This is a genomic window from Rhodanobacter sp. GW835-FHT13D09, assembly GCF_058793995.1.
Map to the genome: position 1 here is coordinate 1 of NZ_JBXAGL010000002.1, position 25,886 is coordinate 25,886.

At 68.1% G+C, this 25,886-nt stretch carries 19 protein-coding genes; 10 read left to right on the forward strand and 9 right to left on the reverse strand.

Annotated elements, in window-relative coordinates; translation table 11 throughout:
• Positions 1-158: 158 nt before the first annotated feature.
• The gene (locus AC1Q5A_RS02845) at positions 159-368 is read right to left on the reverse strand and encodes a hypothetical protein (protein WP_492698121.1); all 210 of its coding nucleotides are present in this window, start codon (positions 366-368) and stop codon (positions 159-161) included.
• 102 nt (positions 369-470) lie between these two features.
• Here AC1Q5A_RS02845 and AC1Q5A_RS02850 point away from each other — a divergent pair, with 102 nt between their 5' ends.
• Entirely contained in the window at positions 471-1,253 is a 783-nt protein-coding gene (locus AC1Q5A_RS02850) for an SDR family oxidoreductase (protein WP_492698124.1), read from the forward strand.
• 22 nt (positions 1,254-1,275) lie between these two features.
• Here AC1Q5A_RS02850 and AC1Q5A_RS02855 read toward each other — a convergent pair whose 3' ends face one another.
• Positions 1,276-2,220 (reverse strand): DegV family protein, encoded by a 945-nt coding sequence (locus tag AC1Q5A_RS02855; RefSeq protein WP_492698128.1) that lies wholly within the window; start codon positions 2,218-2,220, stop codon positions 1,276-1,278.
• 192 nt (positions 2,221-2,412) lie between these two features.
• Here AC1Q5A_RS02855 and AC1Q5A_RS02860 point away from each other — a divergent pair, with 192 nt between their 5' ends.
• The 5 genes from AC1Q5A_RS02860 to AC1Q5A_RS02880 all read left to right on the forward strand — a co-directional run bounded on the left by AC1Q5A_RS02860 (position 2,413) and on the right by AC1Q5A_RS02880 (position 10,479).
• Positions 2,413-3,204, forward strand: a complete 792-nt coding sequence (locus AC1Q5A_RS02860; protein WP_492698130.1) for an AMP nucleosidase — start codon at positions 2,413-2,415, stop codon at positions 3,202-3,204.
• Positions 3,205-3,662: 458 nt separating this feature from the next.
• Positions 3,663-6,575, forward strand: coding sequence for a TonB-dependent receptor domain-containing protein (locus tag AC1Q5A_RS02865; RefSeq protein ID WP_492698132.1), 2,913 nt, complete (start codon positions 3,663-3,665; stop codon positions 6,573-6,575).
• An 81-nt stretch (positions 6,576-6,656) separates the two neighbouring features.
• Positions 6,657-8,480, forward strand: coding sequence for a tetratricopeptide repeat-containing sulfotransferase family protein (locus AC1Q5A_RS02870; RefSeq protein WP_492698134.1), 1,824 nt, complete (start codon positions 6,657-6,659; stop codon positions 8,478-8,480).
• Position 8,481: 1 nt separating this feature from the next.
• A complete protein-coding gene (locus tag AC1Q5A_RS02875; RefSeq protein WP_492698137.1) occupies positions 8,482-9,105 on the forward strand; it encodes a 2OG-Fe(II) oxygenase in 624 nt (207 codons plus the stop codon).
• Between the two features lie 3 nt (positions 9,106-9,108).
• Positions 9,109-10,479: a sulfotransferase family protein gene (locus tag AC1Q5A_RS02880; RefSeq protein ID WP_492698139.1), complete on the forward strand. Its 1,371-nt coding sequence runs from the start codon at positions 9,109-9,111 to the stop codon at positions 10,477-10,479.
• A gap of 21 nt (positions 10,480-10,500) precedes the next feature.
• Here AC1Q5A_RS02880 and AC1Q5A_RS02885 read toward each other — a convergent pair whose 3' ends face one another.
• The 5 genes from AC1Q5A_RS02885 to AC1Q5A_RS02905 form a co-directional block, all read right to left on the reverse strand.
• Positions 10,501-11,829 (reverse strand): aspartyl/asparaginyl beta-hydroxylase domain-containing protein, encoded by a 1,329-nt coding sequence (locus AC1Q5A_RS02885; protein WP_492698140.1) that lies wholly within the window; start codon positions 11,827-11,829, stop codon positions 10,501-10,503.
• 152 nt (positions 11,830-11,981) lie between these two features.
• Positions 11,982-12,905: a Grx4 family monothiol glutaredoxin gene (gene grxD, locus AC1Q5A_RS02890; RefSeq protein WP_492698142.1), complete on the reverse strand. Its 924-nt coding sequence runs from the start codon at positions 12,903-12,905 to the stop codon at positions 11,982-11,984.
• 81 nt (positions 12,906-12,986) lie between these two features.
• Positions 12,987-13,853, reverse strand: a complete 867-nt coding sequence (locus tag AC1Q5A_RS02895; protein ID WP_492698144.1) for a UDP-2,3-diacylglucosamine diphosphatase — start codon at positions 13,851-13,853, stop codon at positions 12,987-12,989.
• 87 nt (positions 13,854-13,940) lie between these two features.
• The gene (locus AC1Q5A_RS02900) at positions 13,941-14,552 is read right to left on the reverse strand and encodes a GDSL-type esterase/lipase family protein (protein ID WP_492698146.1); all 612 of its coding nucleotides are present in this window, start codon (positions 14,550-14,552) and stop codon (positions 13,941-13,943) included.
• 7 nt (positions 14,553-14,559) lie between these two features.
• Positions 14,560-15,801: an aminotransferase class I/II-fold pyridoxal phosphate-dependent enzyme gene (locus AC1Q5A_RS02905; RefSeq protein WP_492698148.1), complete on the reverse strand. Its 1,242-nt coding sequence runs from the start codon at positions 15,799-15,801 to the stop codon at positions 14,560-14,562.
• Between the two features lie 175 nt (positions 15,802-15,976).
• Between AC1Q5A_RS02905 and rsgA the strand changes: the two genes are divergently transcribed.
• From rsgA to aceE, 4 genes are all read left to right on the forward strand, one after another.
• Positions 15,977-17,032 (forward strand): ribosome small subunit-dependent GTPase A, encoded by a 1,056-nt coding sequence (gene rsgA, locus AC1Q5A_RS02910; RefSeq protein WP_492698151.1) that lies wholly within the window; start codon positions 15,977-15,979, stop codon positions 17,030-17,032.
• Positions 17,033-17,158: 126 nt separating this feature from the next.
• On the forward strand, positions 17,159-18,442 hold the full coding sequence (locus tag AC1Q5A_RS02915; protein WP_492698153.1) for a peptidase MATCAP family protein: 1,284 nt from the start codon (positions 17,159-17,161) through the stop codon (positions 18,440-18,442).
• A 114-nt stretch (positions 18,443-18,556) separates the two neighbouring features.
• On the forward strand, positions 18,557-20,848 hold the full coding sequence (locus tag AC1Q5A_RS02920) for an NADP-dependent malic enzyme (protein ID WP_492698155.1): 2,292 nt from the start codon (positions 18,557-18,559) through the stop codon (positions 20,846-20,848).
• 192 nt (positions 20,849-21,040) lie between these two features.
• Positions 21,041-23,755 (forward strand): pyruvate dehydrogenase (acetyl-transferring), homodimeric type, encoded by a 2,715-nt coding sequence (aceE, locus tag AC1Q5A_RS02925; RefSeq protein ID WP_492698157.1) that lies wholly within the window; start codon positions 21,041-21,043, stop codon positions 23,753-23,755.
• Between the two features lie 61 nt (positions 23,756-23,816).
• Here the strand turns inward: aceE and AC1Q5A_RS02930 are convergent, their stop codons facing one another.
• Both AC1Q5A_RS02930 and AC1Q5A_RS02935 read right to left on the reverse strand, forming a co-directional pair.
• On the reverse strand, positions 23,817-25,436 hold the full coding sequence (locus AC1Q5A_RS02930; protein ID WP_492698158.1) for an MFS transporter: 1,620 nt from the start codon (positions 25,434-25,436) through the stop codon (positions 23,817-23,819).
• Between the two features lie 89 nt (positions 25,437-25,525).
• Positions 25,526-25,855, reverse strand: coding sequence for a hypothetical protein (locus AC1Q5A_RS02935; protein WP_492698160.1), 330 nt, complete (start codon positions 25,853-25,855; stop codon positions 25,526-25,528).
• Between the last annotated feature and the right edge of the window lie 31 nt (positions 25,856-25,886).

Sequence of the window (25,886 nt, forward strand, 5' to 3'; positions counted from 1 at the left end):
ATTTCAGTTTCGGTTAAGTTCATGGTGCCCTCCGAGGACTCCATGATACTTCCTATTTAAACGTTACGGTCCACTAGCTCACCACCACTGGCACCTCGATGCCTGAATGCGCGGGGGCGAGTCCACGCGATTACGATGTGCTGTCGTGCACGAGGGGCCTATTGCGTTTGCGCCTCGATCTGCTTGCGCTGCTCCTCGGCGTGCTGGTCGACCGTCTTCTGCACGTCCTTCGCACGCTGCTCGGCCTTCTTCATCGCGTCGAACGGCGTGGCGGTGTCGGCGGTCGCCGGCTTGGCCTGGGGTTCCGGCGGCTTGCCGGAGCAGGCGCCGAGGGCAAGGACACAGAGCAGGAGCGGCAGCGGTTTCATGACGGTTCTCGCGCAGTATCGACCTGCCGAGTGTCCCGCCATGCCCCGCCGCAGGCAAGGCGCCGCCTAGGCGCGGCGTGATCGACGCTTTAAGCTGCGCGCATGGACAGCCGCCTCGACACCTGGCAACTGCACGGCCACACCGCCCTGGTCACCGGCGCCAGCAAGGGCATCGGCTACGCCACCGCGCGGGAGCTGGCCGGGCGCGGCGCCGACCTGCTGCTGGTGGCGCGCGACGAGGATTATCTCGAGCAGGTGCGGGTGGAGCTGGCCGACGAGTTCGCCGACGTCGAGGTGCTGGCGTTCGGTGCCGACCTGGTCGACGCGGAGGAGCGCCTGGCGGTGTTCGACTGGATCGCCGACCTCGGCGCGCCGGTGTCGCTGCTGGTGAACAACGCCGGCGGCAACCAGCCCGGCGCCACGCTGGACTATCGCGAGGAGGACTACCGCGCGATCTTCGAGCAGAACCTGTTCTCCGCCTTCGAGATGTGCCGGCTGGCGCATCCGCAGCTGGTGCAGCATGCGAATGCGGCGATCGTCAACGTGGGTTCGGTGTCGGGCGTCACCCACGTGCGCACCGGCGCGCCCTACGGCATGAGCAAGGCGGCGCTGCACCAGCTCACCCGCAACCTGGCCGCCGAGTGGGCGGTGGACGGCATCCGTGTCAACGCGGTGGCGCCGTGGTACATCCGCACCCAGCGCACCGATCCGGCGCTGGCCGATGCCGACTACCTGGACGAGGTGCTCGAGCGTACCCCGCTGAAGCGGATCGGCGAGCCGGAGGAAGTGGCCGCGGCGATCGCCTTCCTGTGTCTGCCGGCGGCCAGCTACATCACCGGCCAGGTGCTGGCGGTGGACGGCGGGTTCCTCAACTACGGGTTCTGAACGCCGGGCGGCTCGCCGCCAGTCAGAACTCCGCCTCGTGCTCCTCGGCGGCGAAGCCGACCGTCACCGCGCCTTCGCCCACGTTGACCATGCCGGTGATGCTCATCGGCGCCTCCATCACCTCGACGCCGTGCTCCGCGCAGACGACGCGCAGTTCGGTGTAGCCGGGCAGGTGCGGCAGCACCTCGAGGTCGCCGCCGTAGCTGACGCAAACCATCGGCACCAGCAGGCCGGCGCGTACGCGTTGTGCGGTATAGCCGAACAGCGCTTCGGCGCCCTGCTCGAAGCCGCGTACCTTGCCGACCGGGCCGGTCTCGCCGCGGAAGCAGCGCAGGATCGGCTTGATGTCCAGCGCCGAACCCAGCATCGCGCTGACCAGGCCGACGCTGCGGTCGTTCTTCTTCTTGGCGCGGGCGCGCAGGTAGTAGAGGTCGCGCGGCAGCATGTAGCCGTAGGTATGGTTGGCGAGGTGGGTGAGCCGCTCGCGGATCACCCCCGGCGCCTCGTCGGCCGCGATCAGCCGCGCCGCCTCGTACACCAGCGGTGCGGCGCCGGCGAAGATATTGCGGGTGTCGATCACGCGCATCATGAACGGGCCGGGCACGCCGGCCTGCTCGCGCACCTGCCGGTAGTTCTTGAGGATCGCGAAACTGGCCTTGTTGACGTGCTCGTTGATCGGGCTGCGGGTGGCGGTGATGGTCAGGCAGAACACGCAGTCCTGTTCCAGCACCAGCTTCTCCAGGAACAGCTTCTGCACCTCTTCCACCGGACACGGCTCGGTTTCCGCCGAGTGGCTGCGGCTGCCCAGGCGGCGGTCGATGAAGCGCTGGATCTCGGCCGGTTTGCGGTCGTCCATGAAGACTTCGCCGTCCACCCGCACGGAGATCGGCATCACCGCAACATGGTGCTGTTGCAGGAACGCCTGCGACAGGTCGCAGGCCGCGTCGATTGCCAGGCCCATCCGCATACGTTTCCCCCCGTCATGAATGGCAAGTGCAACATAACATGTCACAAATGACGGCGATCACAGGAAAAAGTGCCGCTGGCGCCGGGCTGCCGAGGGCATCGCGCGTGGTCCGGCCCTAGAATGACCGCCGCATGTGTCCGGCCTTCCGCCGGCGTGGCGTCGCCGGCCATCCCATCAGGTATTGCAGCATCCATGAAAAGCAAACAGGAAATCGTCTCCAACTGGTTGCCGCGCTACACCGGCGTGCCGCTCGAGCAGTTCGGCGAGCACATCCTGCTGACCAACTTCGGCCATTACGTGGAGTTGTTCGCGCAATGGCACGGCGTGGAGGTGCAGGGGCGCGACCGGCCGATGCCGAGCGCCACCGCCGACGGCATCACCCTGATCAACTTCGGCATGGGCAGCCCCAACGCCGCCACCATGATGGACCTGCTCAGCGCGATCGGACCGAAGGCCGCGCTGTTCCTCGGCAAGTGCGGCGGGGTCAAGAAGAAGAACCAGCTCGGCGACCTGGTGCTGCCGATCGCGGCGATCCGCGGCGAGGGCACCAGCAACGACTACCTGCTGCCGGAGGTGCCGGCGTTGCCGGCGTTCCAGCTGCAGCGCGCGGTCTCCACCATGATCCGCGACCTCGGCCACGACTACTGGACCGGCACGGTGTACACCACCAACCGGCGCGTGTGGGAACACGACGACACGTTCAAGGACTACCTGCGGCGTACCCGCTGCATGGCGGTGGACATGGAAACCGCGACCATCTTCGCCGCCGGCTTCGCCAACCGCATCCCGTGCGGCGCGCTGCTGCTGGTTTCCGACCAGCCGATGATCCCGGAAGGCGTGAAGACCGAGGCCAGCGACCGCCGGATCACCTCGGCATTCGTCGAGGCGCACATCCGCATCGGCATCGAGGCACTCAAATTGGTGCGCCGTAACGGCCGCAGCGTGAAGCACCTGCGCTTCGAGGCGGACGGGGAGAACGAATAGACCGTGCGACGGCAGCCTGGAGGTGGGCCGTCGACTGCGGGAGTCGATCCCGCGCCAGATCGCAAGTTATTGCTGGCGCCGAGGGTCACTGGCGTGCGGTATCCATGGTAGCAACCGCAACTATTTTCGAACAGACGCGGATTGATCCGCAAGTTCTCGCCATGGAAAATTTGTTGACAATGCGTAAATGAAGCGTAATAAAGACGGATCACACATGGAGCGGGCTGAGGGGTCGACGAGCCAGCCGTAGCGCATTTCCGGTGTCTTCAGCGGTGCTGGTCATGGCGGGGTTGTCGTGTTCTCGCTGTGTTATTTCCCTGTTAGTATCGGCCCGGATCGGGAGTTCCCATGGTTCGGCACTCACCAGGAATCGAGAGCCAAGGCCACGTCGACTCGCAATCGCTTTGTGGGAATTGAGTTTTACCGACGCATTAAATAATTACTCGGAGGGTGCTTTCATGAAACTTGGGGTCAAGAAACTTTCTTCGGCGGTCCGTCTCGGTCTTTCGCTGGGTGCTGTCATCGCGGTGGGCGTATCCACCACCGCTTTCGCGCAGGATGCGGGCACGCAGACGCAGGACACGGCCAACCAGCCCAGCCAGAAAAAGGCGCAGACGCTGCAGACGGTGGTGGTCACCGGCTCGCGCATCCGTCGCGTCGATCTGGAAACCGCCAACCCGGTGCACATCATCGACCGCGCGCAGATCGAGAGCAGCGGCAAGCTGACCATGGGCGATCTGCTGCAGTCGATCCCGGCCGTGGCCGGTGCAGCGACCAACCCGCAGGTGAACAACGGTGGCGGTGACGGCGCGTCGACCGTCTCGCTGCGCGGCCTGGGTTCCCAGCGCACGCTGATCCTGGTGAACGGTCACCGCATTGCGCGCAACGACATCAATGCCATCCCGGCCAGCATGGTCGAGCGCGTGGAAATCCTGAAGGACGGCGCTTCGGCGACCTACGGTTCGGACGCGATCGGCGGCGTGGTCAACTTCATCCTGCGCCAGAACTTCCAGGGTGCGGAGATCAGCGCCAACTACGGCGAGTCGGACCGCAATGACGGCGCCCGCCGTGGCTTCTCGGCCATCTTCGGCACCGCCTCGGACAAGGGCAATATCACCGCCGGCCTCGAGTACAACAAGTTCGACCAGATTTCCTCGGCCGATCGCGACTTCTCGAAGTTCGCCACCTACCTGTCGTCGGGCTCCGTGTTCAACGCCGGCTCGAGCCGTACCCCGCAGGGCCAGCTGAGAACGGGAGCTGCTCTGGATGGCACCGTCACCCTGAACAAGGGTGTGATGGGCGTGACCTCACGCAGTGATTACCGCAAGTACAACTCCAAGACGGATGCGTACAACTACCAGGCGCTGAACCTGGTCCAGACTCCGCAGGAGCGCACCAACGCGTTCGCGTTGGCGAACTACCAGCTCACCGACAACATCCAGGCCCACCTGGACTTCTTCTACAACAAGACGACCTCGCATTTCGCGATCGCGCCGCTGCCGTTCGACGCACTCGGCGACGGCGTGCTGGTTTCGAAGGACAACTACTACAACCCGTGGGGCACGCGAGTGCTGGGGCCAAGGGCCATCAACTTCGGTACCGATGGCACCACGCTGGGCAAGGGCTTCCGCTCGCGCTTCACCACGCTCGGCCAGCGCATGGGCAACTATGCCACCGAGACCAACCAGGTGAATGCCGGCCTGAAGGGCAGCTTCGGCGCGGATACCACCTGGCAGTGGGACGCCAACCTCAACTACGGCCATGTCAGCCAGTTGCAGCACAGCCAGGGTTACGTGTACTACGCCGGCATGCGCCAGGCGCTGGGTCCATCCTTCCTGGATCCGGCCACGGGCACCGTGACCTGCGGCACCCCCACGGCACCGGTGTCGGGCTGCACCCCGCTGAACCTCTTCAACGTCAACGATCCGCAGACGATCGCCACGCTGAAGAACTTCGCGGCCAACCCGTACTACAACACGCTGACCACCTCGCGTCGCGCGGAAGTCAATGCCAGCGGCGAGCTGTTCAACCTGCCGGCGGGCGCAGTGTCCCTGGCGGTGGGCGCCTCCTATGACAAGGAGTACCAGAACTACCAGGTCGACTACATCGCCCGGACCAGCGGCGCGGGCGGCACCTGCTTCATTTCGCAGGAAGCCTGCTCGACTCCGCTGAGCGGCAGCTTCAACGACAAGGAAGCCTACTTCGAGGCACTGGTGCCGGTACTGGCCGACCAGCCGTTCGCCAAGTCGCTGAACGTGACCGTAGGTGCGCGCTATTCCAACTACTCGTCGGCAGGCAGCAAGACGGTCGAAAAATACGGCATCGAATGGCGGCCGATCGACGACGTGCTGCTGCGCGGTACGGTGCAGGGCGTTTTCCGTGCACCGACCATCAACGACCTGTACGCAGGTGCAGCAGGTTCGGCGCCGCAGTTCCAGGATCCCTGCATCGGTTACACCGGTGGCCATCCGAATGCCTGCGCCAACGTGCCGACGGACGGCTCGTTCAAGGGTTCCGGCCTGAGCCAGACGACCGGCGTGTCCTCCGGTTCGGTGGCCGCGGGCTATCAGCTGAAGCCGGAATACGGCAAGTCGTATGACTTCGGCATCGTCTACGACCCGCACTTCATTCCGGGCCTGTCGGTGAGCGCCGACCTGTGGCGTGTCAACCTGAACGACACGATTACCACGCTGGGCGTGCAGAACAGCGCCACGATCTGCTATGCCAACAACAGCAGCCCGTTCTGCGGCTTCATCCACCGCTTCAGCGATGGCCAGGTCAACTTCATCAACCAGCCGACGGTGAACCTGGGCACGCTGAACACCAAGGGTGTCGACTTCAGCGCCAAGTACAGGATTCCGCACTTCGACGTGGCTGGCACCAATATCGGTGATTTCGCCCTTGCGCTCGACACGACCTACCTGGCCCGTTACAACAACGACACCGCGCCGGGTCAGACGGGCGACGTGATCAACCATCTGGCTGGCCTGTACAACAACAGCTACGGCAACTACACCCGCTGGCGCGGTCTGGGTTCGCTGAACTGGGCCATGGGTCCGTGGAACATCATGTGGAGCATGCGCTATATCGGTGCCCTGAACGTCGGCTCGCGCAACATGACCGAGGCCTTCAGTGCGGATGCGTCCATCCCGAACGTGGTTCGCCGCATTCCCACGGTGATCTACAACAACCTGTCGATGGGCTTCAAGATCCCGCAGTACAACACCCGCCTCGACTTTGGTGTTGACAACGTGTTCGACAAGCAGCCGCCGCTGTTCTATCAGAACAACGTGCTGAACGCGAACACGGACGTCAACACGTACGACACCATCGGCCGTTACTTCTTTGGTCGCGTGACGGTGAAGTTCTGATCTAGGTCGACAGCACTTCGCTAGAATGAAACCGCGCGGCGCGAGCCGCGCGGTTTTTTCTTGGGCATTACCGGCTAGGTCATGGCACAAACCAGCATCGAAGACATCACGACGGCGTTGCAACAGGGCGCTGCGGCGGACGCGGAGCGTCTGTGCCAGCTATGGCTCGCAACGCATCCGGACGATGAGGCGGTGCTGGCGTTGCTGGCTATCGCCCTGCAGTTGCAGCAACGTCATGTGGGCGCGGTAGCCATCTACGAACGGTTGACCCGGCTGCATCCGGACCAGGACGAGCATTGGTGCAATCTGGCCACGGTGTTGCGTGGGATCGGCCGCCTCCCGGAGGCCGAACAGGCGTACCTGGTCGCCTTGCGATTGGCGCCGGACGACAGTATCAATCAAAGCAATCTTGGCCTGCTCTACATGGAGCGCGGGGAGTACGTGAAGGCCCGTGACCTGCTGGTGGAGGCGGCCCGGCGGCAGCCCGGCGACCTTACCGTGCGCATCTATGCAGTGATGGCATGCTACGAGTGCGGCGACAGCGTGGCCGTGGAACAACTGCTTGCGGACTGGCGGAGCTGGCCGCCGCTGGACGAGGATCTGCGCGTCGACCTGGCATGGGTGCTCGCCCAGCAGGGGCGCACCGCCGACGCCGAGCGGCTGCTTGGCGAGGCACTGGATATCTCGGGCGAGCGGCCGCGAACGCAGGCCCGGTTGATTCACCTGTATGAGCGCGTCAATCGCCTGGACGAGGCGCGCGAGCTGCTCGCGCGCCTGCCCGATCCGCAGCAGCTGCCGGACGAGAACGACCGCTATGAAGTGGTCAGCGCGATGGGTGTGATGGCCCAGCGCGGACAGGATCCGGCGGCTGCGCGCACGTTGCTTGAACAGCTGATTGCGCGGACGGCCGAGCGCCGGCATCGCAGCAACCTGTACTTCGCGCTGGCCAAGGCCTGCGACAGGATCGGCGATACGCGCGCGACGATGGATGCCCTGGCGCTGGCTCACGAGACGCAACTCGAGTCTGCGGCACAGCTGGTTCCGGAGCTGCTCGAGCCGGGCGTGCAGCCGCTGTCGCCGGCGCTGATCCGGCTGACCGCGGCCGAGGCTGCCGGCTGGACGCCGCCACCCGCCGGGGCAACCCCTTCGCCGATCTTCGTGGTCGGCTTCCCGCGCTCCGGCACCACCATGCTCGAGCAGATGCTGGATGCACATCCGGCGTTGGCGTCGATGGACGAGCGCCCGTTCATGCAGGGTGTGGCCGAGCAGGTGCAGCGAGCCGGGTTGCGGTACCCGGAGGCGCTGGGCCAGCTCGACGCCGGGCAATGCGAGGCCCTGCGGCAGCACTACCGGGATCAGGCCGGGCGCGCCGTCACGCTCGCCCCGGGCCAGCGCCTGGTCGACAAGAATCCGTTGAACCTGCTGCACCTGCCACTGATCTATCGACTGTTTCCGGAGGCGCCGATCATCCTCGCGCTGCGGCACCCGTGCGACGTGATCCTCAGCTGCTACATGCAGAACTTCCGCTCGCCCGGTTTCCAGGTGATGTGCTCGTCGCTGGACCGGCTTGCCCGCGGCTACGTCAATGGCATGCAGTTCTGGATCCATCACGAAAAGCTGTTCCAGCCGCGGGTGCTGCACTTGCGCTACGAGGACCTGCTCGACAACTTCGATGCTGAAGTGGAGCGCATCGGCGCCTTCATCGGTGTCGACGATGCCGCTCCGTTGAGAAATTTCCACCAGCATGCGCAGCAAAAGGGTTTCATCAGCACGCCCAGCTATTCGCAGGTCACGCAACCGCCGAACAAGCGTGCGGTGAATCGCTGGCGGCGCTACGAAGATGCCTTTGCCCCGCTGCTGCCCATCCTGAAAAATGTCATGGAGCATTGGGGCTATGCCGGCTGAAGTGGAGTCACTGTCTCTGACCGACGTGCGCAGCTATGTGCAGGTCTTCGACGAGTCGCTGCCGAGCGCATTCTGCGAGCAGATGGTCGCCTCGTTCCGGCAGATGACCGGGCGGCATGTGGTGCGCGGCAGGGGCTGGCGCAAAGGCCTGGAGGACAGTTCGTGGACCGAGCTGGACATCACGCCGCTGGCGGACGATGCGTTCAAGGGCTTCTTCTACGGCAAGATCGACGAATACCTCGACCGGTACAACCGGCGCCTGGGCCTGACCATTCCGGTGCCGACATCGACCCTGCTGTCGCCCTTGCGCATCAAGCGCTACGTGGCAGGCAGCGGCGAGGCGTTCCAGCCGCACTTTGATTCCATCGGCGACGTCGCCAACCGTTACCTGGTGTTCCTCTGGTACCTCAATGACGTGGATGAAGGTGGCGAGACGGAATTCTGCGACCTCGGCGTGAAGGTCCAGGCCCGCACCGGCAGACTGCTGATGTTTCCGCCGTACTGGATGTACCAGCATGCCGGCCGGCCGCCGCTGTCGGGCGACAAGTACATCCTGTCGACCTACCTGCTGTTCCCGCAATCGGTGCAGCTGGCGTCGATTCGCGGCGGCGATGGTCTGCGCTGAGCGATGAAGGAACGTACCCCTTACGGGCAGGCCGTGGATGTTCCTGCCGATCCCGGGCAGGCCCGCCGGCTGGCTCACCAGCTGCGCGAGCAGGGGCGGCTCGATGCGGCCAGCACGGTGATGCTCGCGCTGGGCCGGCAGCATGTTGGCGCGCCGGCGGTCGTCTTCGATTGCGTGCAGTTCATCAAGCAGTGCGGCCGGCATGCCGAAGCGGCCGAGCTGTGCGAACTGCAGCTCGCGTCGGGCGTGGCCAGCCCCCCGCTGCACATGCTGGCCGGCAGCGTCGAACACGAGCTCGGGCACTTCGACAAGGCGCGTACGCATTACCTGGCGGCGCTGGGCGCCGGCGTGAACCTCAACGAATGGTTTGCCCTGCAGGCACTGTCGAACACGCAGCGCTATGCCGATGCGGATCATCCGGACTTCGCGCTGTTCGAGTCGCAGCTGCGCCTTCCGGCACTCACGCCGCGCGCGCGTGCCTCGATCCTGTTCGCGCTCGGCAAGGCCTGCGACGATGTCGCCGATTACGCGCGCGCCGCGCAGGCGTTGCGCGAGGCGAACGCGCTGGTAAAAGGAGGGGTGTCCTGGTCGCGCACCGCGTGGCAGCGCTTCGTCGAGTCGCAGCTCGCGGCGCCGCCGGTGCCCACGGCGATGGCCACCACGGCGGGCTGCGTGCCGGTGTTCATCGTCGGCATGGTGCGCAGTGGCACCACCCTGGTCGCCGATCGGCTTGGCCGCCGGCCCGGGGTGCGCAATCGCGGCGAGCTGCCGTTCATCGCCCATCTCGCGCAGCGGCTGATCCAGCAGGGACTGACGCGGGATCCGGCTGCGCTGGAGCACGCCCGCCAGATCTACCTGGCCCACCTGTGCCAGGACGATGCGCCGGCGCACTGGTACGTCGACAAGCATCCACTCAACTTTCGCTACCTCGACCAGCTCGCGATGCTGTTTCCGCAGGCGCGGGTGATCTATTGCCGTCGTGACCGGCGCGACAACGCGCTGTCGATCTGGAGCCAGCTGTTTGCGCACAGCGACAATGACTACGCCTACGATTTCGACGACATCGCGGGTTACGTCGCCGGTTGCGAACGGTTGATGGCGCATTGGCAGGGCACGCTGGCGCTGCCGATCCACATCGTCGATTACGAGCGGATGGTCGGCGAGCCGGAAGCCACCCTGGCCGGAATCGACCGCTTCATCGGCCTGCCGGATACGGGAGAAACCGGCGATGCAACGGCCGCTGCCGCGGCGATCAGCAGCGCGAGCATGTGGCAGGCGCGGCAGCCGATCTACCACCGCTCGGCCGGCCGCTGGCGGGACTACGCGCCGTTCGTGCCGGAGCTGATCGACAAGTTCGCCGCGCGCGACGCGTGAAGCGCGCGCCCGGCACGGTCGTCATTGTTTCGACGTGGCGTGCACGCCGCTGGCCTGGTTGAAGTCGCCGATCGCCTCGACCAGATCGGTCACCGCCGCGCGCTCGGCCTCGCTGAGGTCCGGGTTCCAGCTGTCGAGGATCAGCACCACCCGCGTCTCGCCGCTGCGGTTCCATGCCTCGTGCTCGAAGGTGTCGTCGAAGGTCACGCAGCGGTCCTGCTGCCACACATGGGTTTCCCCGCCGACGCGCAGCGCGCAGTCGGGCGGCACGATCAGCGGCAGATGCGTCACCAGGCGGGTATTGGTCACACCGTGGTGCGGGAGGATATGCGTGCCGGGCCGCAGTACCGAGAACAGTGTTTCGGGCGCGTGTTCGCGGATTCGCACCAGCGGCAGCGAGTCGAGCAAGGCGGCGGTCTGCGGGCAGCGCGCGCATTGGGCGTCGTAGCGGTCGCCGTGGCGGTAGAAGAAGTAGGCATCCCAGGCGGCTGCCTGGTTGCCGGAGGCGCGCAGGAAGGCATCGGCATGCTGCGCCGTGTCGAACTTGCCGAGGAACGGCTCGATCCCCTGTGCCTGCGTCAGGACGCTGTGCAGCTCGTTGCGGATCAGTGCGGCGTGGGCTTCCAGTTCCGCATGCCAGGGGAAGCGCTCGCGCGGATAGAACGGCTGGCTCGGCACTCCCGGGAAATAGAGGAATTTGGGCCGCTGCCGCGGATCCGGCAGGTTCGCCGGCCGCTCGTCCAGATAGATCGCGAGACTCTGTTCGACGCGCTGCAACTCGGCGCGGCCATAGCGCTGCCGCAACGGTTCCAGCACTTCGTCGAACAGCCGGTGCCGCCCCGCGTCGACGTACTCCATGGCGTGCCTGACCGTCTCGCGCAGCGCCGGAGCCGTCGTCGCATCGTTGAGCCAGCGCCCCCTGGACTGGGCGATCTGGATCGCGTTGAAGTAGGCGACCAGCGCATCGTGGGTTTGTCCCCCTTGCTCGAGCACCGTCGCCAGACGCAAGCGCGCCACGAAGGTGTCCGGTGCAAGCGCCAGGCAGCGGCGCAAGCTGGCGGCCGCCCCGCCGGGGTCCCCGCCGGCCATCCGTGCGGCCCCCAGTTGATGCTGGATGGCCGGATCGTCCGGCTGCGCGCGTGCGGCCGTGTCCAGCAGCGCGATGGCCTGGTCCGCCTCGCCGCGGGCCAGATGGCGACCGGCCAGGAATTGCAGGGCCTCGCTGTCGCCGGGTGCCGCCTCGAGCAACTGCGCGTAGTCCTGTTCGGCCAGGGCCGCATCGCCATTCTGCAGTCGGAAGCGCGCCCGATCACGGTGGGCGAGCGGACTATCGGGTGGCTCGTTGCTCATCGCTGGATTCACTGGTCGGGCGGCTGGGTCCGCCTCGATTATAGGCTCCGATAACCCCGCCGACGCGCTGTTGCGGTGGCGATGCCTTATTCCGGAGGGCAGGAAAAAAAGCGCCCGCAGGGGGCGCTTTTCGGGTCAGGGCAACCGGATGGTCAGTAACGCGGCACGCTCGGGTCCACCTCGCGCGCCCACGCGTCCATGCCGCCCTCGACGTTGTACACGTTGCCGAAGCCGTGCGCGGCGAAGCGCTCGGCCATGGCGCGGCTGGACATGCCGTGGTGGCAGATGAAGGCCAGCGCGGTCTCCTTCGGCAGGCTGGCGAGGGCCTCGTAGCCTTCTTCCTCCAGCACCCGCGCCTGCGCCAGCGGCGCGGCCATGGCGCGGTCGCCGGCGGGGCGCACGTCGATCAGCACGAGGTCGTTGGCGGCGAGGCGGTCCTTCAGCTGCTGCACGCTGAGCGGCTTGATCTCCTGCGCGCCGGGGAACTTCAGGCTCAGGCCCTCGCCCTGCACGGTGGATACCCAGTCGATCACGATGCCCTTCGCACGCTGGGCACTCGCCGGGTCGAAATGGATCTCCAGCCCGTTGGCGTGCGCCACGATGTCGTGCTCGCCGGCCGGTGCCAGCTGGAAGCCGGCGCTGTGCTCGGGGCCGATCTCCAGGTGCAGCGCCACGCCCTGCGCGTTCGCGGTACCCTGGCGGATCGCCTCGGCGGCGGCATCGGTGATGGTGATTTCCGGCGCGGTGCGGTCCGGCGCGGCGAGGCCGAACAGCTGGTGCAGCTCGCCGCTGCCGTACATCTGGCGGATGATGTCGGCGCCGCCGACCAGTTCGCCCTCCACGTACAGCTGCGGGATGGTGGGCCAGTCGCCGTAGGCCTTGATGCCTTCGCGGATTTCCGGATCGTCCAGCACGTTGACCGTGTGGTACTCGGGGAGCAGCTCGTTCAGCGTATTGGTGGCCGCCGCCGAGAAGCCGCACATCGGCTGCTGGCGGTTGCCCTTCATGAACAGCACCACGCGGTGGTCCTTGAGCAAGGTTTCGATACGTTCGCGGGTGGCGCTGTCGAGGGACATGGGGATAACTCCGGCAGGTAAGACGGCTATGATACGCCGCCCCGATATGCGGGGCTCCCGCCGGCCTTCAAGGCCGCCCGTTCAGGCGGCGCGAGGCAGTTCACCCGGGTCCGGATCGCCGCGCCGCGCCGCACCCAGTGGCGCCAGCGCCAGCACCGCGGCGGGCGAGGGCCACACCCGCTCGCGGCTGGCACGGCCCAGCGCGGTGGACTGCTCGCTCCAGTGGATCAGCTCCATCGCGCCGGTGTGGTCCTCGACCAGTACGGTGCAGTGCTCGACCCAGTCGCCGTCGTTGAGGTAGAGCACGCCGCCCAGCTCGCGCACGTGGCCGAAGTGGATGTGCCCGCAGATGTGGCCGTCGAAGCCGCGCCGCTGCGCGTCGTCGGCGACGCGCTGCTCGTAGGCACGGATATACGCCAGCGCCTTGCCCACGTGCGATTTGACGATGATCGACAGCGGCAGGTACGGCAGTTCCAGCCGCCGCCGCAATGCGTGCAGCCGGCGGTTGCTCCAGCAGATCAGGCGATGCATCGCCTCGCCGAGCAGCAGCATCCAGCGACGGCCGATCCGCTCCGGGTCGAATTCGTCGCCATGGCTGACCCGGTAGCGGCGGCCGTCGGCGCCCACGTGCACGGCGTCCAGCTCGATCCGCACGCCGGCGAAGTTCTGCCCGTGCAGGTTGCGCATGGGTGCGTCGTGGTTGCCGGGGATATAGACCACCTCGACCCCGCGGCGCGCCAGCGCCAGCACTTCCGCGATCACCGCGCTGTGCTCGGCATGCCACCAGTGGCGCCGGGACAGCGATTCCAGGTCGACGATGTCGCCGACCAGATAAAGTTTTTCGCAACGCAGCCGGCGCAGGAAGTCGAGCAGGTAGGCGGCCTTGCAGTCCGGCGTGCCCAGATGCACGTCGGAGATGAAGGCGCTGCGGCAATGGAAGCTGGTCATGGCACGATCCCCGGTGGTGGCCCGGGGCGCCAGTGTGCGATCGCCACGTCACCGTGCGATGGCGGACAGGTTGCAGCGCGGTTGCGGTCAGGAACGAAGGGCGGCGCGCGCGGCCGGCTCGATCGCCTGCGCCCACAAGGCGTATTGCGCCGCGGAGGGATGCAGGCCATCGGCGGCGAGCAGCGCGGGATGCCGGCGCGAGATGCCGGTGATGTCGACGAAACGGGCGCCGGCGCGTTCGGCTTCGGCGCGGGCGAGCGCATTGTAGGCGTCCAGTTCGGCGCCGATGCGTGCCGGGTCCCGGCCCTGGTCGCGGGCGAAGCGGGTGACGCCCCAGTCCGGGATCGACACCACCGCCACGCGGCCGGCGCGCTCGCCGGCCAGCCCGACCGCGCGCGCCAGCAGGCCGGCGAACTCGTCGCGGTAATTCCCGGCCGGGCGTCCGCGATACTCGTTGTTGACGCCGATCTGCAGCGTCACCAGGTCGTACGGCGGCGTCAGTGCGGCCGCGTCCATGCCTTGCGCCAGTTCGTCGGTGGTCCAGCCGGTGACTGCGACGATCTGCGGCTCGTCGAGCGGAATGTCGGCCAGGTGCAGGCGCCGCGCCAGCGTAGACGGCCAGTTTTCCTGCGCGGCCACCGCCTCGCCGATGGTGTACGAGTCGCCGAGGGCGAGAAAGCGCGGCAGGGTGGCCGGCATCACGGGATCAGGCGACTGCGGCCGACTGCAACTGCTCGCGCGCCATCCGTGCCAGCACCCGCTCGGTGCGCAAGAACACTTCGCGCAGCTGCGCCGGCGGCGGCAGCAGGGTGAGCCGGAAGTGGCGGCTGCACGGCACGTTGAAGCTGCTGCCCGGCACCACCAGCACCGACTCTTCCTCCAGCAGGCGCAGCGCGAAGGCCTCGTCGTCGAAGTGGGCGATGCGGTCGGCACGTACCTGCGGGAACGCGTACAGCGCGCCCTGCGGCGCCGCCAGTTCCAGGTAGTCGCTGGCGGCCACGCCTTCCAGCACCAGGCGGCGCGCCTCATGCAGGCGGCCGCCGGGCGCGGTAAGGGCGCCGATCGTGGGCGCGTCCTGCAGCGCCGGCAGCACCGCCCACTGCGCGGTGACGTTCGCGCACAGGCGCAGCGCAGCGAGCAGCTGCAACGCGTCGCGGTATGCCGCGGTGTGCGCGGGGTTGCCGGACAGGCTCGCCCAGCCGACCCGGTAACCGCAGGCGCGGTGCACCTTGGACAGGCCGCCGAAGCTGAGGCAGGGCACCTCGCCAGCCACCTCGGCCAGTGGCTGGAAGCTGGCGCCGTCGTACAGGATCTCGTCGTAGATCTCGTCGGACAGCAGCAGCAGCCGGTGCCGCGCCGCGATGTCCACCAGCCGCTGCAGCAGCGCGCGCGGGTACACCGCGCCGGTCGGGTTGTTCGGGTTGATCAGCACCAGCGCGCGGGTACGCGGGTTGATCAGCGCCTCGACCTCGTCCGGATCGGGCAGGTGGCCGTCGCGGGCCAGGCAGCGGTAGTAGCGCGGCTGGCCGCCGTTGAGGATGGTGGCGGCGCTCCACAGCGGGTAGTCCGGGCTGGGCAGCAGCACCTCGTCGCCGGGCTGCAGCAGGGCGCGCAGGCTGAGGTCGATCAGCTCGCTGACGCCATTGCCGATGAAGATGCGCTCCGCTTCGACACCGCGCGCACCCCGCGCGCGCTGCTGCGCGGCAATGGCCTCGCGGGCCAGTTCCAAGCCCTGCTCGTGGCCGTAGGCCTCGCTGTCGTGCAGGTGGCCGGCGATCGCCTCGCGCAGGTGCGCCGGCGCCGCGAAGCCGTAGCGGCCGGGGTTGCCGATGTTGAGCTTGATGATGTCGAGGCCGGCGGCCTCCAGCTCGCGCGCGCGCCGGGTCAGTGCGCCGCGGATTTCGTAGCGCACGTCCGCCAGGTGCGCACTGGGGGTGATGGGAGCCAACGCCGGTGTCCTTTGCAAGTTTGAGGTAGGTCGACAGGCGGCCGCGCCGCCCGAGGCTTGATGCTAGCAGCGTGGTGCAGTGCAGCGCGAGCACCAATTGGGCCGGTTCCCGGTTCATCGTCGGGCAATCTTCAGGCAGGGCATAATCACCGGACCGTGCCGACCGACCCTCCCCATGAGTGACGCCGAAACGATCGAACGCCTGCGCCGCATCGGCTGGCGCGGCGAGGCCCTGCCGGCCGGCGGCCTGCGCCTGGCCCGGGTGGTGGCCCAGCATCGCGCCGGCTACGAGCTGCACGACGGCGCGAGCCTGTTCGGCGCGCAGCCGGACGGACGTTTCCTCAAGCGTGGCCTCGACCCGGCCGAGAGGCCGGTGGTGGGCGACTTCGTCGAGGTCGCCGAGGGCACGCCGCCGCATATCGCCAGCGTGCTGCCGCGGCGCACGGTGCTGTCGCGGGGGGCCGCCGGCGAGCGCTACGAACGGCAGCTGATAGCCACCAACATCGACTACGTGCTGGTACTGACCGGGCTGGACGGCGACTTCAACCCGGCGCGGATCGAGCGCTACCTGTCGCTGACCGAGGATTCCGGCGCGCAGCCGGTGGTGCTGCTGAGCAAGCTGGATGTGCGCGAGGACGCCGCGGCACAGGTCGAGGCCCTGCGCGCGCGGCTGCCCGCGGGTACCCCGATCCATGCGCTGAACGGCAAGGACCCGGCCAGTGTGGCGTCGCTGGCGGCCTACCTGCAGCCGGGCGACAGTGCGGTGCTGGTGGGTTCCTCCGGCGCCGGCAAGTCGACCCTGACCAACACCCTGCTCGGCACGGCGCGCATGGCCACCGCCGAGGTGCGCAGCCACGACAGCCGCGGCCGCCACACCACCACCCATCGCGCCCTGCTGCAGCTGCCCTCGGGCGGTTGCCTGATCGACACCCCGGGGATGCGCGAGCTGAAGCTGACCGGCGAGGAAAACCTCGATCTGTTCGCCGACATCGAGCTGCTGGCCGAGCAATGCCGCTTCGCCGATTGCGGCCACGGCAGCGAGCCGGGCTGCGCGGTGCAGGCGGCGCTGGACGATGGCGAGCTGACCGCGGCGCGCTGGCGCAATTACCTGAAGCTGCATGACGAACGCGAGGAGCAGGCCGCCACGCTGGAGGCGCGTTTGCGCCGCCAGCGTGGCGGCCGACCGATCGAGCGGCCGCACCCGCACCGCGGGCGGCACGAACGGGAGTGAGCCGGCGGCAGGGCCGCAGACACGGGATTTCGACGTGTTGCCGGAACGAACGGGTCCGGCAGCGCACGGCAGGAGATCGAGGGCGATGACGGCGGGAATGGGCATGGCAAAGCGCGGCATGCGCCGATGAGCGCGTCCACGACGGACGTGCCGCTGCAGCACTACGCCGAGCTCGACCGGCGGCTGCTGGCGGCGGTGCGCGGCATCCGCATCCTGCCGACCGTGGCGTGGCCGGCCTCGCTGGAGGACCGCATGATCGCGGATTACAGCAAGGGCCGATTCGCGCTGCCGCAGGTGGCGTACGTGCGGCCGGACCTGGCCGCGGCGCGCACCGAACTGGCGGCGATCGAGGCGGCCGCGGGCGGCGCCGACGCGGCGGACATCGACCCGCTGGGCGACTACCTGCGGCGCACCGCCGAGTCGTGGCGGATCGCCGCGGAAATGCTGGAGTCGGTCGGCACCAGCGGCTTCGCCGCGCCCTCGATCGTGCTGTATGGACGCCCGGACGACGCCATCCCGGGCAGCCAGCGCAGCAACCTGGACGCGGCGCGCTACTTCGTCGAGCTGTCCGACGAACTCGGCGCGGACCTGCTGGCCGACGACATCAGCGTGAATGTGCCGGCCGACGAGCTGCGCGCGGACCTGGCCGCCACGCTGGACGCGTTCTTCGGCGCCGGCACGATCAAGGTCGAGGTCGATCCCGAACTGACCGCGAAGGCGGCCGCCGGCGCCACCCGCATCCGCCTGCGTGGTGGTACCTGCTTCAGCGAATACGACCGCCACCAGTTGCTGGCGCACGAGGCGTTCGTGCACTCGCTCACCGCCTTGAACGGTCGCCGGCAGCCGCTGCTGGCCTCGCTGGCGCGCACTTCGCCGCGGGTCACCGCCACCCAGGAAGGGCTGGCGGTGTTCGCTGAACTGATGTCCGGCGCGATCGACATCGCGCGGCTCAAGCGCATCAGCCTGCGCATCCTGGCGATCGACATGGCGCTCAACGGCGCCGATTTCGTGGAGGTCTACCGCTATTTCAGCGCCTGCGGACAGAGCGCGGCGGACAGTTTCCATTCGGCACAGCGCGTGTTCCGCGGGGTGCCGCCGGGCGGCGGCGTGGCGTTCGCCAAGGACAACGTCTACCTCTCCGGCCTGCTCACCGTGCACACGTTCTTCCGCTGGGCGCTGAAGCAGCGGCGGATGGACCTGCTGCGCCACCTGTTCGCCGGCAAGCTGACCCTGCACGACGTGGTGGCGCTGCAGCCGCACTTCGCCTCCGGCGCGATCCTGCCGCCGCGCTGGCTGCCGCCGTGGATGCAGCACGTGCACGGACTGGCCGGCAAGCTGGCGTTTTCGGTGTTCATCAACGGCATCCACATGAACCGGGTGCAGGGCGATGAACTGCTGCACGGCGGCTGACGGCGCGTCGTCGCGTCGCAGGCACCGGCCGGGCAGGTCCGCCCCGGTGCTAACATCACAGGCCATTCCCCGTCGAGGCGCTCGCCGCCCCCTCCACCCGCAAACAAAGCATCCATGAGCCTTCCCGAAGAACTGCGCCTCGCCGCCCTCGAGTACCACCGCCTGCCGCGCCCCGGCAAGATCAAGGTCACCCCGACCACCTCGCTGCTGACCCAGCGCGACCTGTCGCTGGCCTATTCGCCCGGCGTCGCCGCGGCCTGCGATGCGATCGTCGAGGACCCGACCACGGCGGCCGAGTACACCGCGCGCTCGAACCTGGTCGCGGTGATCACCAACGGCACCGCGGTGCTGGGCCTGGGCAACATCGGGCCGCTGGCGGCCAAGCCGGTGATGGAGGGCAAGGGCGTGCTGTTCCAGAAGTTCGCCGGCATCGACGTGTTCGACATCGAGATCCAGGAGAACGACCCGGACAAGCTGGTCGACATCATCGCCAGCCTGGAGCCGACCTTCGGCGGCATCAACCTGGAGGACATCAAGGCGCCGGAGTGCTTCATCGTCGAACGCAAGCTGCGCGAGCGGATGAAGATCCCGGTGTTCCACGACGACCAGCACGGCACCTCGATCATCGTCGGCGCGGCGCTGCTCAACGCGCTGGTGGTGGTCGGCAAGAAAATCGGGGACATCCGCGTGGCCACCACCGGCGCCGGCGCGGCGGGCATCTCCTGCCTGGACATGCTGGTGGCGCTGGGCGTGAAGCCGGAGCATATCCTGGCGTTCGACCGCCACGGCGTGATCCACACCGGACGCTCCGACCTGGATCCGGACAAGCAGCGCTACGCGCGCCAAACGAAGGCGCGCACGCTGGCCGAGATCGTCGACGGCGCGGACGTGTTCCTCGGCCTGTCCGCCGGCGGCATCCTGAAGCCGGAGATGGTCGCCACCATGGCCGCGCGGCCGATCATCTTCGCGCTGGCCAACCCGAACCCGGAGATCACCCCGGAAGAGGCGAAGGCGGTGCGGCCGGACTGCATCATGGCCACCGGCCGCTCGGACTACCCGAACCAGGTCAACAACGCGCTGTGCTTCCCGTATCTGTTCCGCGGCGCGCTGGACGTGGGCGCCACGGTGATCAACGAGCCGATGAAGATCGCCTGCGTGAAGGCGATCGCCGCGCTGGCGCGGCGCGAGTCGTCCGACGTCAGCGCGCGTGCCTACGGCGGCAAGCCGCCCAGCTTCGGCCCGGATTACCTGATCCCGCAGCCGTTCGACCCGCGCCTGCTGCTGCAGCTGCCGCCGGCGGTGGCGCGGGCGGCGATGGACTCGGGCGTGGCGACGCGGCCGATCGCGGACTTCGCCGCCTACCTCGACCAGCTGACCAGCTTCGTGTTCCGTACCGGCCTGCTGATGAAGCCGGTGTTCGAGCGGGCCAAGTCCGCGCCGTGCCGGCTGGTCTACGCCGAGGGCGAGGAGGAGACCGTGCTGCGCGCGGTGCAGGTGGTGGTCGATGAAGGCCTGGCCAAACCCATCCTGATCGGCCGCCCGGAAGTGATCGAGAAGCGCATCCAGCGCGCCGGCCTGCGCATCAAGCCGGGCGTGGACATCGAGATCTGCAACATCAACAGCGACCCGCGCTTCGACGCCTACTGGCAGCACTACCACCGCCTGATGGAGCGCCGCGGGGTGACCCCGTCGATGGCCAAGGCGGTGGTCCGCTCGCGACCCACCGCGATCGCCTCGCTGATGGTCGAGCGCGGCGAGGCCGACGCGATGATCTGCGGCCTGGTCGGCCAGTACCAGGGCAAGCTGCGCTACATCCGAGACATCATCGGCCTGGATGCCGGCGTGGTCGAGCCGTCGGCGATGGCCGCGGTGTCCACCGACAAGGGCACGTTCTTCTACCTCGACACCCACGTGCAGGACGATCCCTGCCCGGAGCAGATCGCCGAGGCGACCCTGCAGGCTTCGATCCGGCTGAAGCTGTTCGGCATCACGCCGAAGATCGCGCTGCTGTCCGGCGGCAACTTCGGCAGCCGCGACACCTGCGGCGCCAAGAAGATGCGCAAGGCGCTGGAACTGATCCGCGCCCGCGCACCGCGACTGGAGGTGGAGGGCGAGATGCAGGCCGACGTGGCGCTGGTGCCCTCGCTGCGCGAGAAGCTGTTCCCGAACTCGCGGCTGGAGGGCAAGGCGAACGTGTTCGTGTTCCCCAACCTGGACGCGGCCAACATCGCCTACAACATGACCCGCATGCTCTCCGACGGCGTGGTGATCGGGCCGATCCTGATGGGCGTGGCCAAGCCGGCGCACATCCTGATGCCGCAGTCGACCGTGCGCCGGGTGGTGAACATGAGCGCGGTGGCCTGCGTCGAGGCGCAGATCCGCGCGCTGAACCGCCAGTCTGGCTGAGCATCCCGGTCACCGGTCAGGAGTGGCCGGTCCGGCGACGGCGGCCCGGTTGCCGTGCGCCGCCGCATGGAGTCAGCATTGGCGGCCCTCCGGGCCAGCCGCTAGACTTGGACAATGATCCCGCCGTCATCCCCCGGCGGCGGGGTATCCCCCCTCAAGCATGGGCGCTGCAACGGCGCCGCGGAGAAACTCATGGATCAACTCGACGACATCCTCAACCAGGACATCGATCCCACCGAAACACGTGAGTGGATCGACTCGCTCGACGCGGTGATCCATCACGACGGCACCGAGCGCGCGCATTTCCTGCTGGAGCAGATGGTCGACACTACCCGCCGCTCGGGTGGCCACCTGCCGTTCGACCCCACCACCGCCTACGTCAACACCATCGCGCCGGCGAACGAGGCGAAGAGCCCGGGCGACCCGGCGATGGAGTGGCGCATCCGCTCGCTGATCCGCTGGAATGCGATGGCGATGGTGGTGCGCACCAACCGCAAACCCGGTTCGCTGGGTGGCCACATCGCCAGCTTCGCCTCAAGCGCCACGCTCTACGACGTGGGCTTCAACCACTTCTGGCGCGCGCCCAGCGCGGAGCACCCCGGCGACCTGATCGGCTACCAGGGCCACATCAGTCCCGGCATCTACGCGCGCTCCTTCCTCGAGGGCCGCATCAGCGAAGACCGGCTCGACCTGTTCCGCGCCGACGTGATCGGCGGCGAACGCTCGCTCACCTCCTACCCGCACCCGTGGCTGATGCCCGACTACTGGCAGATGCCCACGGTGTCGATGGGCCTGGGTCCGATCCAGGCGATCTACCAGGCGCAGTTCTTCCGCTATCTGGAAAACCGCGGCCTGATTCCCAAGTCCGACCGCAAGGTGTGGTGCTTCCTCGGCGACGGCGAGGTGGACGAGCCCGAGTCGCTGGGCGCCATCGCGCTGGCCGGCCGCGAGGGGCTGGACAACCTGATCTTCGTGATCAACTGCAACCTGCAGCGCCTGGACGGTCCGGTGCGCGGCAACGGCAAGATCATCCAGGAGCTCGAAGGCGTGTTCCGCGGCGCCGGCTGGAACGCGATCAAGGTGATCTGGGGCAGCTACTGGGATCCGCTGCTGGCGCGCGACAAGGACGGCATCCTGCGCAAGCTGATGATGGAAACGGTCGACGGCGAGTACCAGGCGTGCAAGGCGTTCGGCGGCGCGTACACGCGCGAGCACTTCTTCGGCAAGTACCCGCAGACCCGCGAGATGGTCGCCAACCTCAGCGACGACGACATCTGGCGTCTGAACCGCGGCGGCCACGACCCGCACAAGGTCTACGCGGCCTACCACGCCGCGGTGAACACCAAGGGCATGCCCACGGTGATCCTGGCCAAGACGGTGAAGGGCTACGGCATGGGCATCGGCTCGGGCGAGGCGGAGAACCCCACCCACCAGCAGAAGAAGATGACCGGCGATGCGGTGCGCCATTTCCGCGATCGCTTCCAGATCCCGATCGCCGACGACAAGCTCGACAGCGTGCCCTACTACCACCCCGGCGCGAACTCGGCTGAGGTGGAATACATGCAGGAGCGCCGCCGTGCGCTGGGCGGCTTCCTGCCGCAGCGCCGCCGCCGCACCGACGTGCCGTGCAAGGCGCCGGAGCTGTCTGCCTTCGCGCAGATCACCGCCGGCACCGGCGAGCGCGAGATCTCCAACACCATGGCGCTGGTGCGCGGCATGAACCTGCTGCTGCGCGACAAGCAGCTCGGCCCGCGCGTGGTGCCGATCGTGGCCGACGAGGCGCGCACCTTCGGCATGGAAGGCATGTTCCGCCAGATCGGCATCTACGCGCCGTTCGGCCAGAAGTACCGTCCGCAGGACGCCGACCAGTTGCTGTACTACCGCGAGGCGCAGGACGGCCAGGTGCTGCAGGAAGGCATCTCCGAGGCCGGCGGCGTGTCGGCGTGGATCGCCGCGGCCACCAGCTACTCGGTGTCCAACCAGCCGATGCTGCCGTTCTTCATCTACTACTCGTTCTTCGGCTTCCGCCGCGTGGGCGACCTGATCTGGGCCGCCGGCGACCAGCGCGCGCGCGGCTTCCTGATCGGCGCCACCGCCGGCGCCAGCTTCCCCGGCGAGGGCCTGCAGCACTCCGACTGCGCCTCGCAGCTGATGGCCGGCACCGTGCCCAACTGCCGCGCCTACGACCCCACCTTCTCCTACGAGGTGGCGGTGCTGCTGCATCGCGGTGTGCAGGAGATGTACGAGGAGCAGCAGGACGTCTTCTACTACATCACCACCACCAACGAGAACTACACCCACCCGGACATGCCCGAGGGCTGCTACGACGGCATCGTCAAGGGCATGTACCTGTTCCGGGATTCGGGAGCCGGCGCCGCCAAGGGCAAGGGCAAGAGCAGTGCGCCGCGCGTGCAGTTGATGGCCGCGGGCGGCTCCGTGCTCGAGGCGGTCGCCGCCGCGGAGCTGCTGGATGCCGACTTCGGCGTGAAGGCCGACGTGTGGTCCTGCCCCAGCTTCAGCGAGTTGTCGCGCGACGGCTTCGACTGCGAACGCTGGAATCGCCTGCACCCGGAAGCCAAGGCGCCGCGTGTGCCCCACGTCGCGCAGTGCCTGGCCGACCGCGACGGCCCGGTGATCGCCGCCAGCGAATACGTGCGCGGCGTGGTCGACCAGGTGCGCGCCTTCGTGCCCGAGGGCCGCTCCTTCACCGCGCTGGGCGCCGATGGCTACGGCCGCTCGGACACCCGCGAGCACCTGCGCGAGTTCTTCGAGATCAGCCGTTACTGGATCGCCCACGCCGCGCTGGCCGCGCTGGCGAAGGAAGGCAAGGTCAACGCCAAGGACGTGGCGCGCGCGATCCGCGAGTACAAGCTCGACCCGGACAAACCGAACCCGCTGACGGTCTGAGCGATCGGGCCCTCGGCGTCAAGGTCAGGGAAAGCCGCCGTGAGGCGGCTTTCCCTTGCGGCTATTCCGACAGTGCGTGCTGGATCGCTTCCAGCCCGTGGCCGCGCGTCTCGATGCCGCTGCGCGCCAGCAGCCAGGCGGCTGCGATCATCGGCAGCGCGATCAGCAGCGCGGACAGCATGAAGTGTTCGAACAGGCCGGCCACGCCGATCAGCGCGCCGAGGATGCCGCCGAACTTCGAGCCCCCGGCGATCAGCCCCGCGCCGGTGCTGCGCAGGTGCACCGGGTAGATCTCCGCCGCGTACGGGATCAGCGTGGCGATCACTCCGCTGATGCTCAGCAGCAGGGCTACCGTGCCAACGATGGTCAGCGTCGCCGAGCGCAGGTTGGCCAGCGCGATCGCGAAGAAGAACAGCAGGGACAGCGCGGTCAGTCCGATGAACAGCACCAGGGTGCGAATGCTGCTCCAGCGCTGGTAGAACCACACCACCAGGCCGATGCCGGGCAGCGCAAGGATCGCCGAGCGCGCCAGCAGCGCGGCGCTGGCCTGCGCGTCGATGCCCAGCGTGACCAGGTTGGCCGGCAGCCACAGCAGGAAGCCGAAATTCGCCAGCCCCCAGGCCACTGCGCATACCATCAGCCCCCAGCTGATCGCCGCGTGCCTTCCCCGCAGCAGCTGGCGCATGCCGACCCGGGCGGAGGCATGCGGATCGGGCCGGGGCGCTTCGCCCGCGGGGTGGACAGACGGAGCCGCAGGTGTCGTCGATACCGCCGTGCCCGAGAACCGCTGCAGCACGGCGCGCGCCTGATCCTCCAGGCCGGTCAGCGCGAGGAAGCGCGGCGATTCGGGAATGTAGTGGTTGAGCAGGATGATCAGCGCGCCGGTGGGCAGGTTGAGCAGCCACAGCGCGCGCCAGCCGAAGTCGGGTTCGATCAGGGTCGCGGCGCCGGAGGCGAGCAGGTAGCCGGCCGAGGTGCCGACCCCGCCCAGCGCCACCAGCAGCCAGCCGCGGTGCCGGGTGGGGATGGTCTCCGCCATCAGGGTGAAGGTGATCGGCAGCATGCCGCCGGCGGCGGCACCCATCATGAAGCACATCACCAGGTTCCAGCCGAACGCCGGCATCGCGCCGCAGATCGAGGTGCCCATGAACATCAGCGCCGACAGCAGGATCGTCGCGCGGCGACCGAACAGGTCGCCAAGGCGACCCCACACCACCGAGCCGATCACGGTACCGGTCAGCGCCGACAGCGCCAGCAGGCCGGCGGTCGAGGCGCCGATGCCGTATTCCGTCGAGACGCCCGGCATCACGAAGCCGATCGTGGCCGGCTTCATCACGTCCACCGCCAGCGCGATGGTCAATACGGTGACCAGCTTCCAGTGCTCGCGGTTGAGCGGTACGTGATCGGCGGCGTGGAACGGCAGCGGGTCGCGATCGGGATGCAGCGTGCGCCGCATCTGTTCCAGCCGCGGCATCAGGCCGTAACCGGCCAGCAGCACGCCGAGCGGTACCAGCAGCATGCCTGCCAGCATGGCGTCGTCGATTGGCATCCCGGCAAGCCGATAGTGCATCGGCGCGGCCATCGCCAGCATCGGCAGGTGGGCCAGCACACCGGCGATCACCATGGCGCAGCCGAGCCAGAACGCCACCGGGTGGTGGAAGGTGAGGTCCCTCGAATGCATGCATCGGCCACCCTGACGTACGGATGGCCAGCATACCGCGGCGGGCAGGGCGCCGGTTCGCGCGAACCGCGTTCAGGCGCGCGCGGCGCTCACTCGTCGTCGCTGCGGAACACGCGGCGCAGCAGCAGGAACGCCCCGAGCGTACCGGCCACGATCGCCGCCGTGGCCAGCGGGTGGCGATTAACCTGGCGGCGCAGGCGGCGGTATTGGTAGTGCGCCTCGTCGGCGAGATCCTCGGCCGCATGTGACAGCCGGCGACCGTACGAATCGCCGTGACGGTTCCAGCGTGAACCCAGCTCGCGGCCCCGTTCGAACAGGCTGTGCGCGCGCTCGGCGGCGCCGTCGGCGTAGCGACGCGCCTGTTCGCCCGCGCGCTCGCCGGCGTCGTGGAGCCGGCTCTCGATATCGTGGTTGCGCATGGAGTGTGCTCCTCTCGGCGGGCTTCCGAGG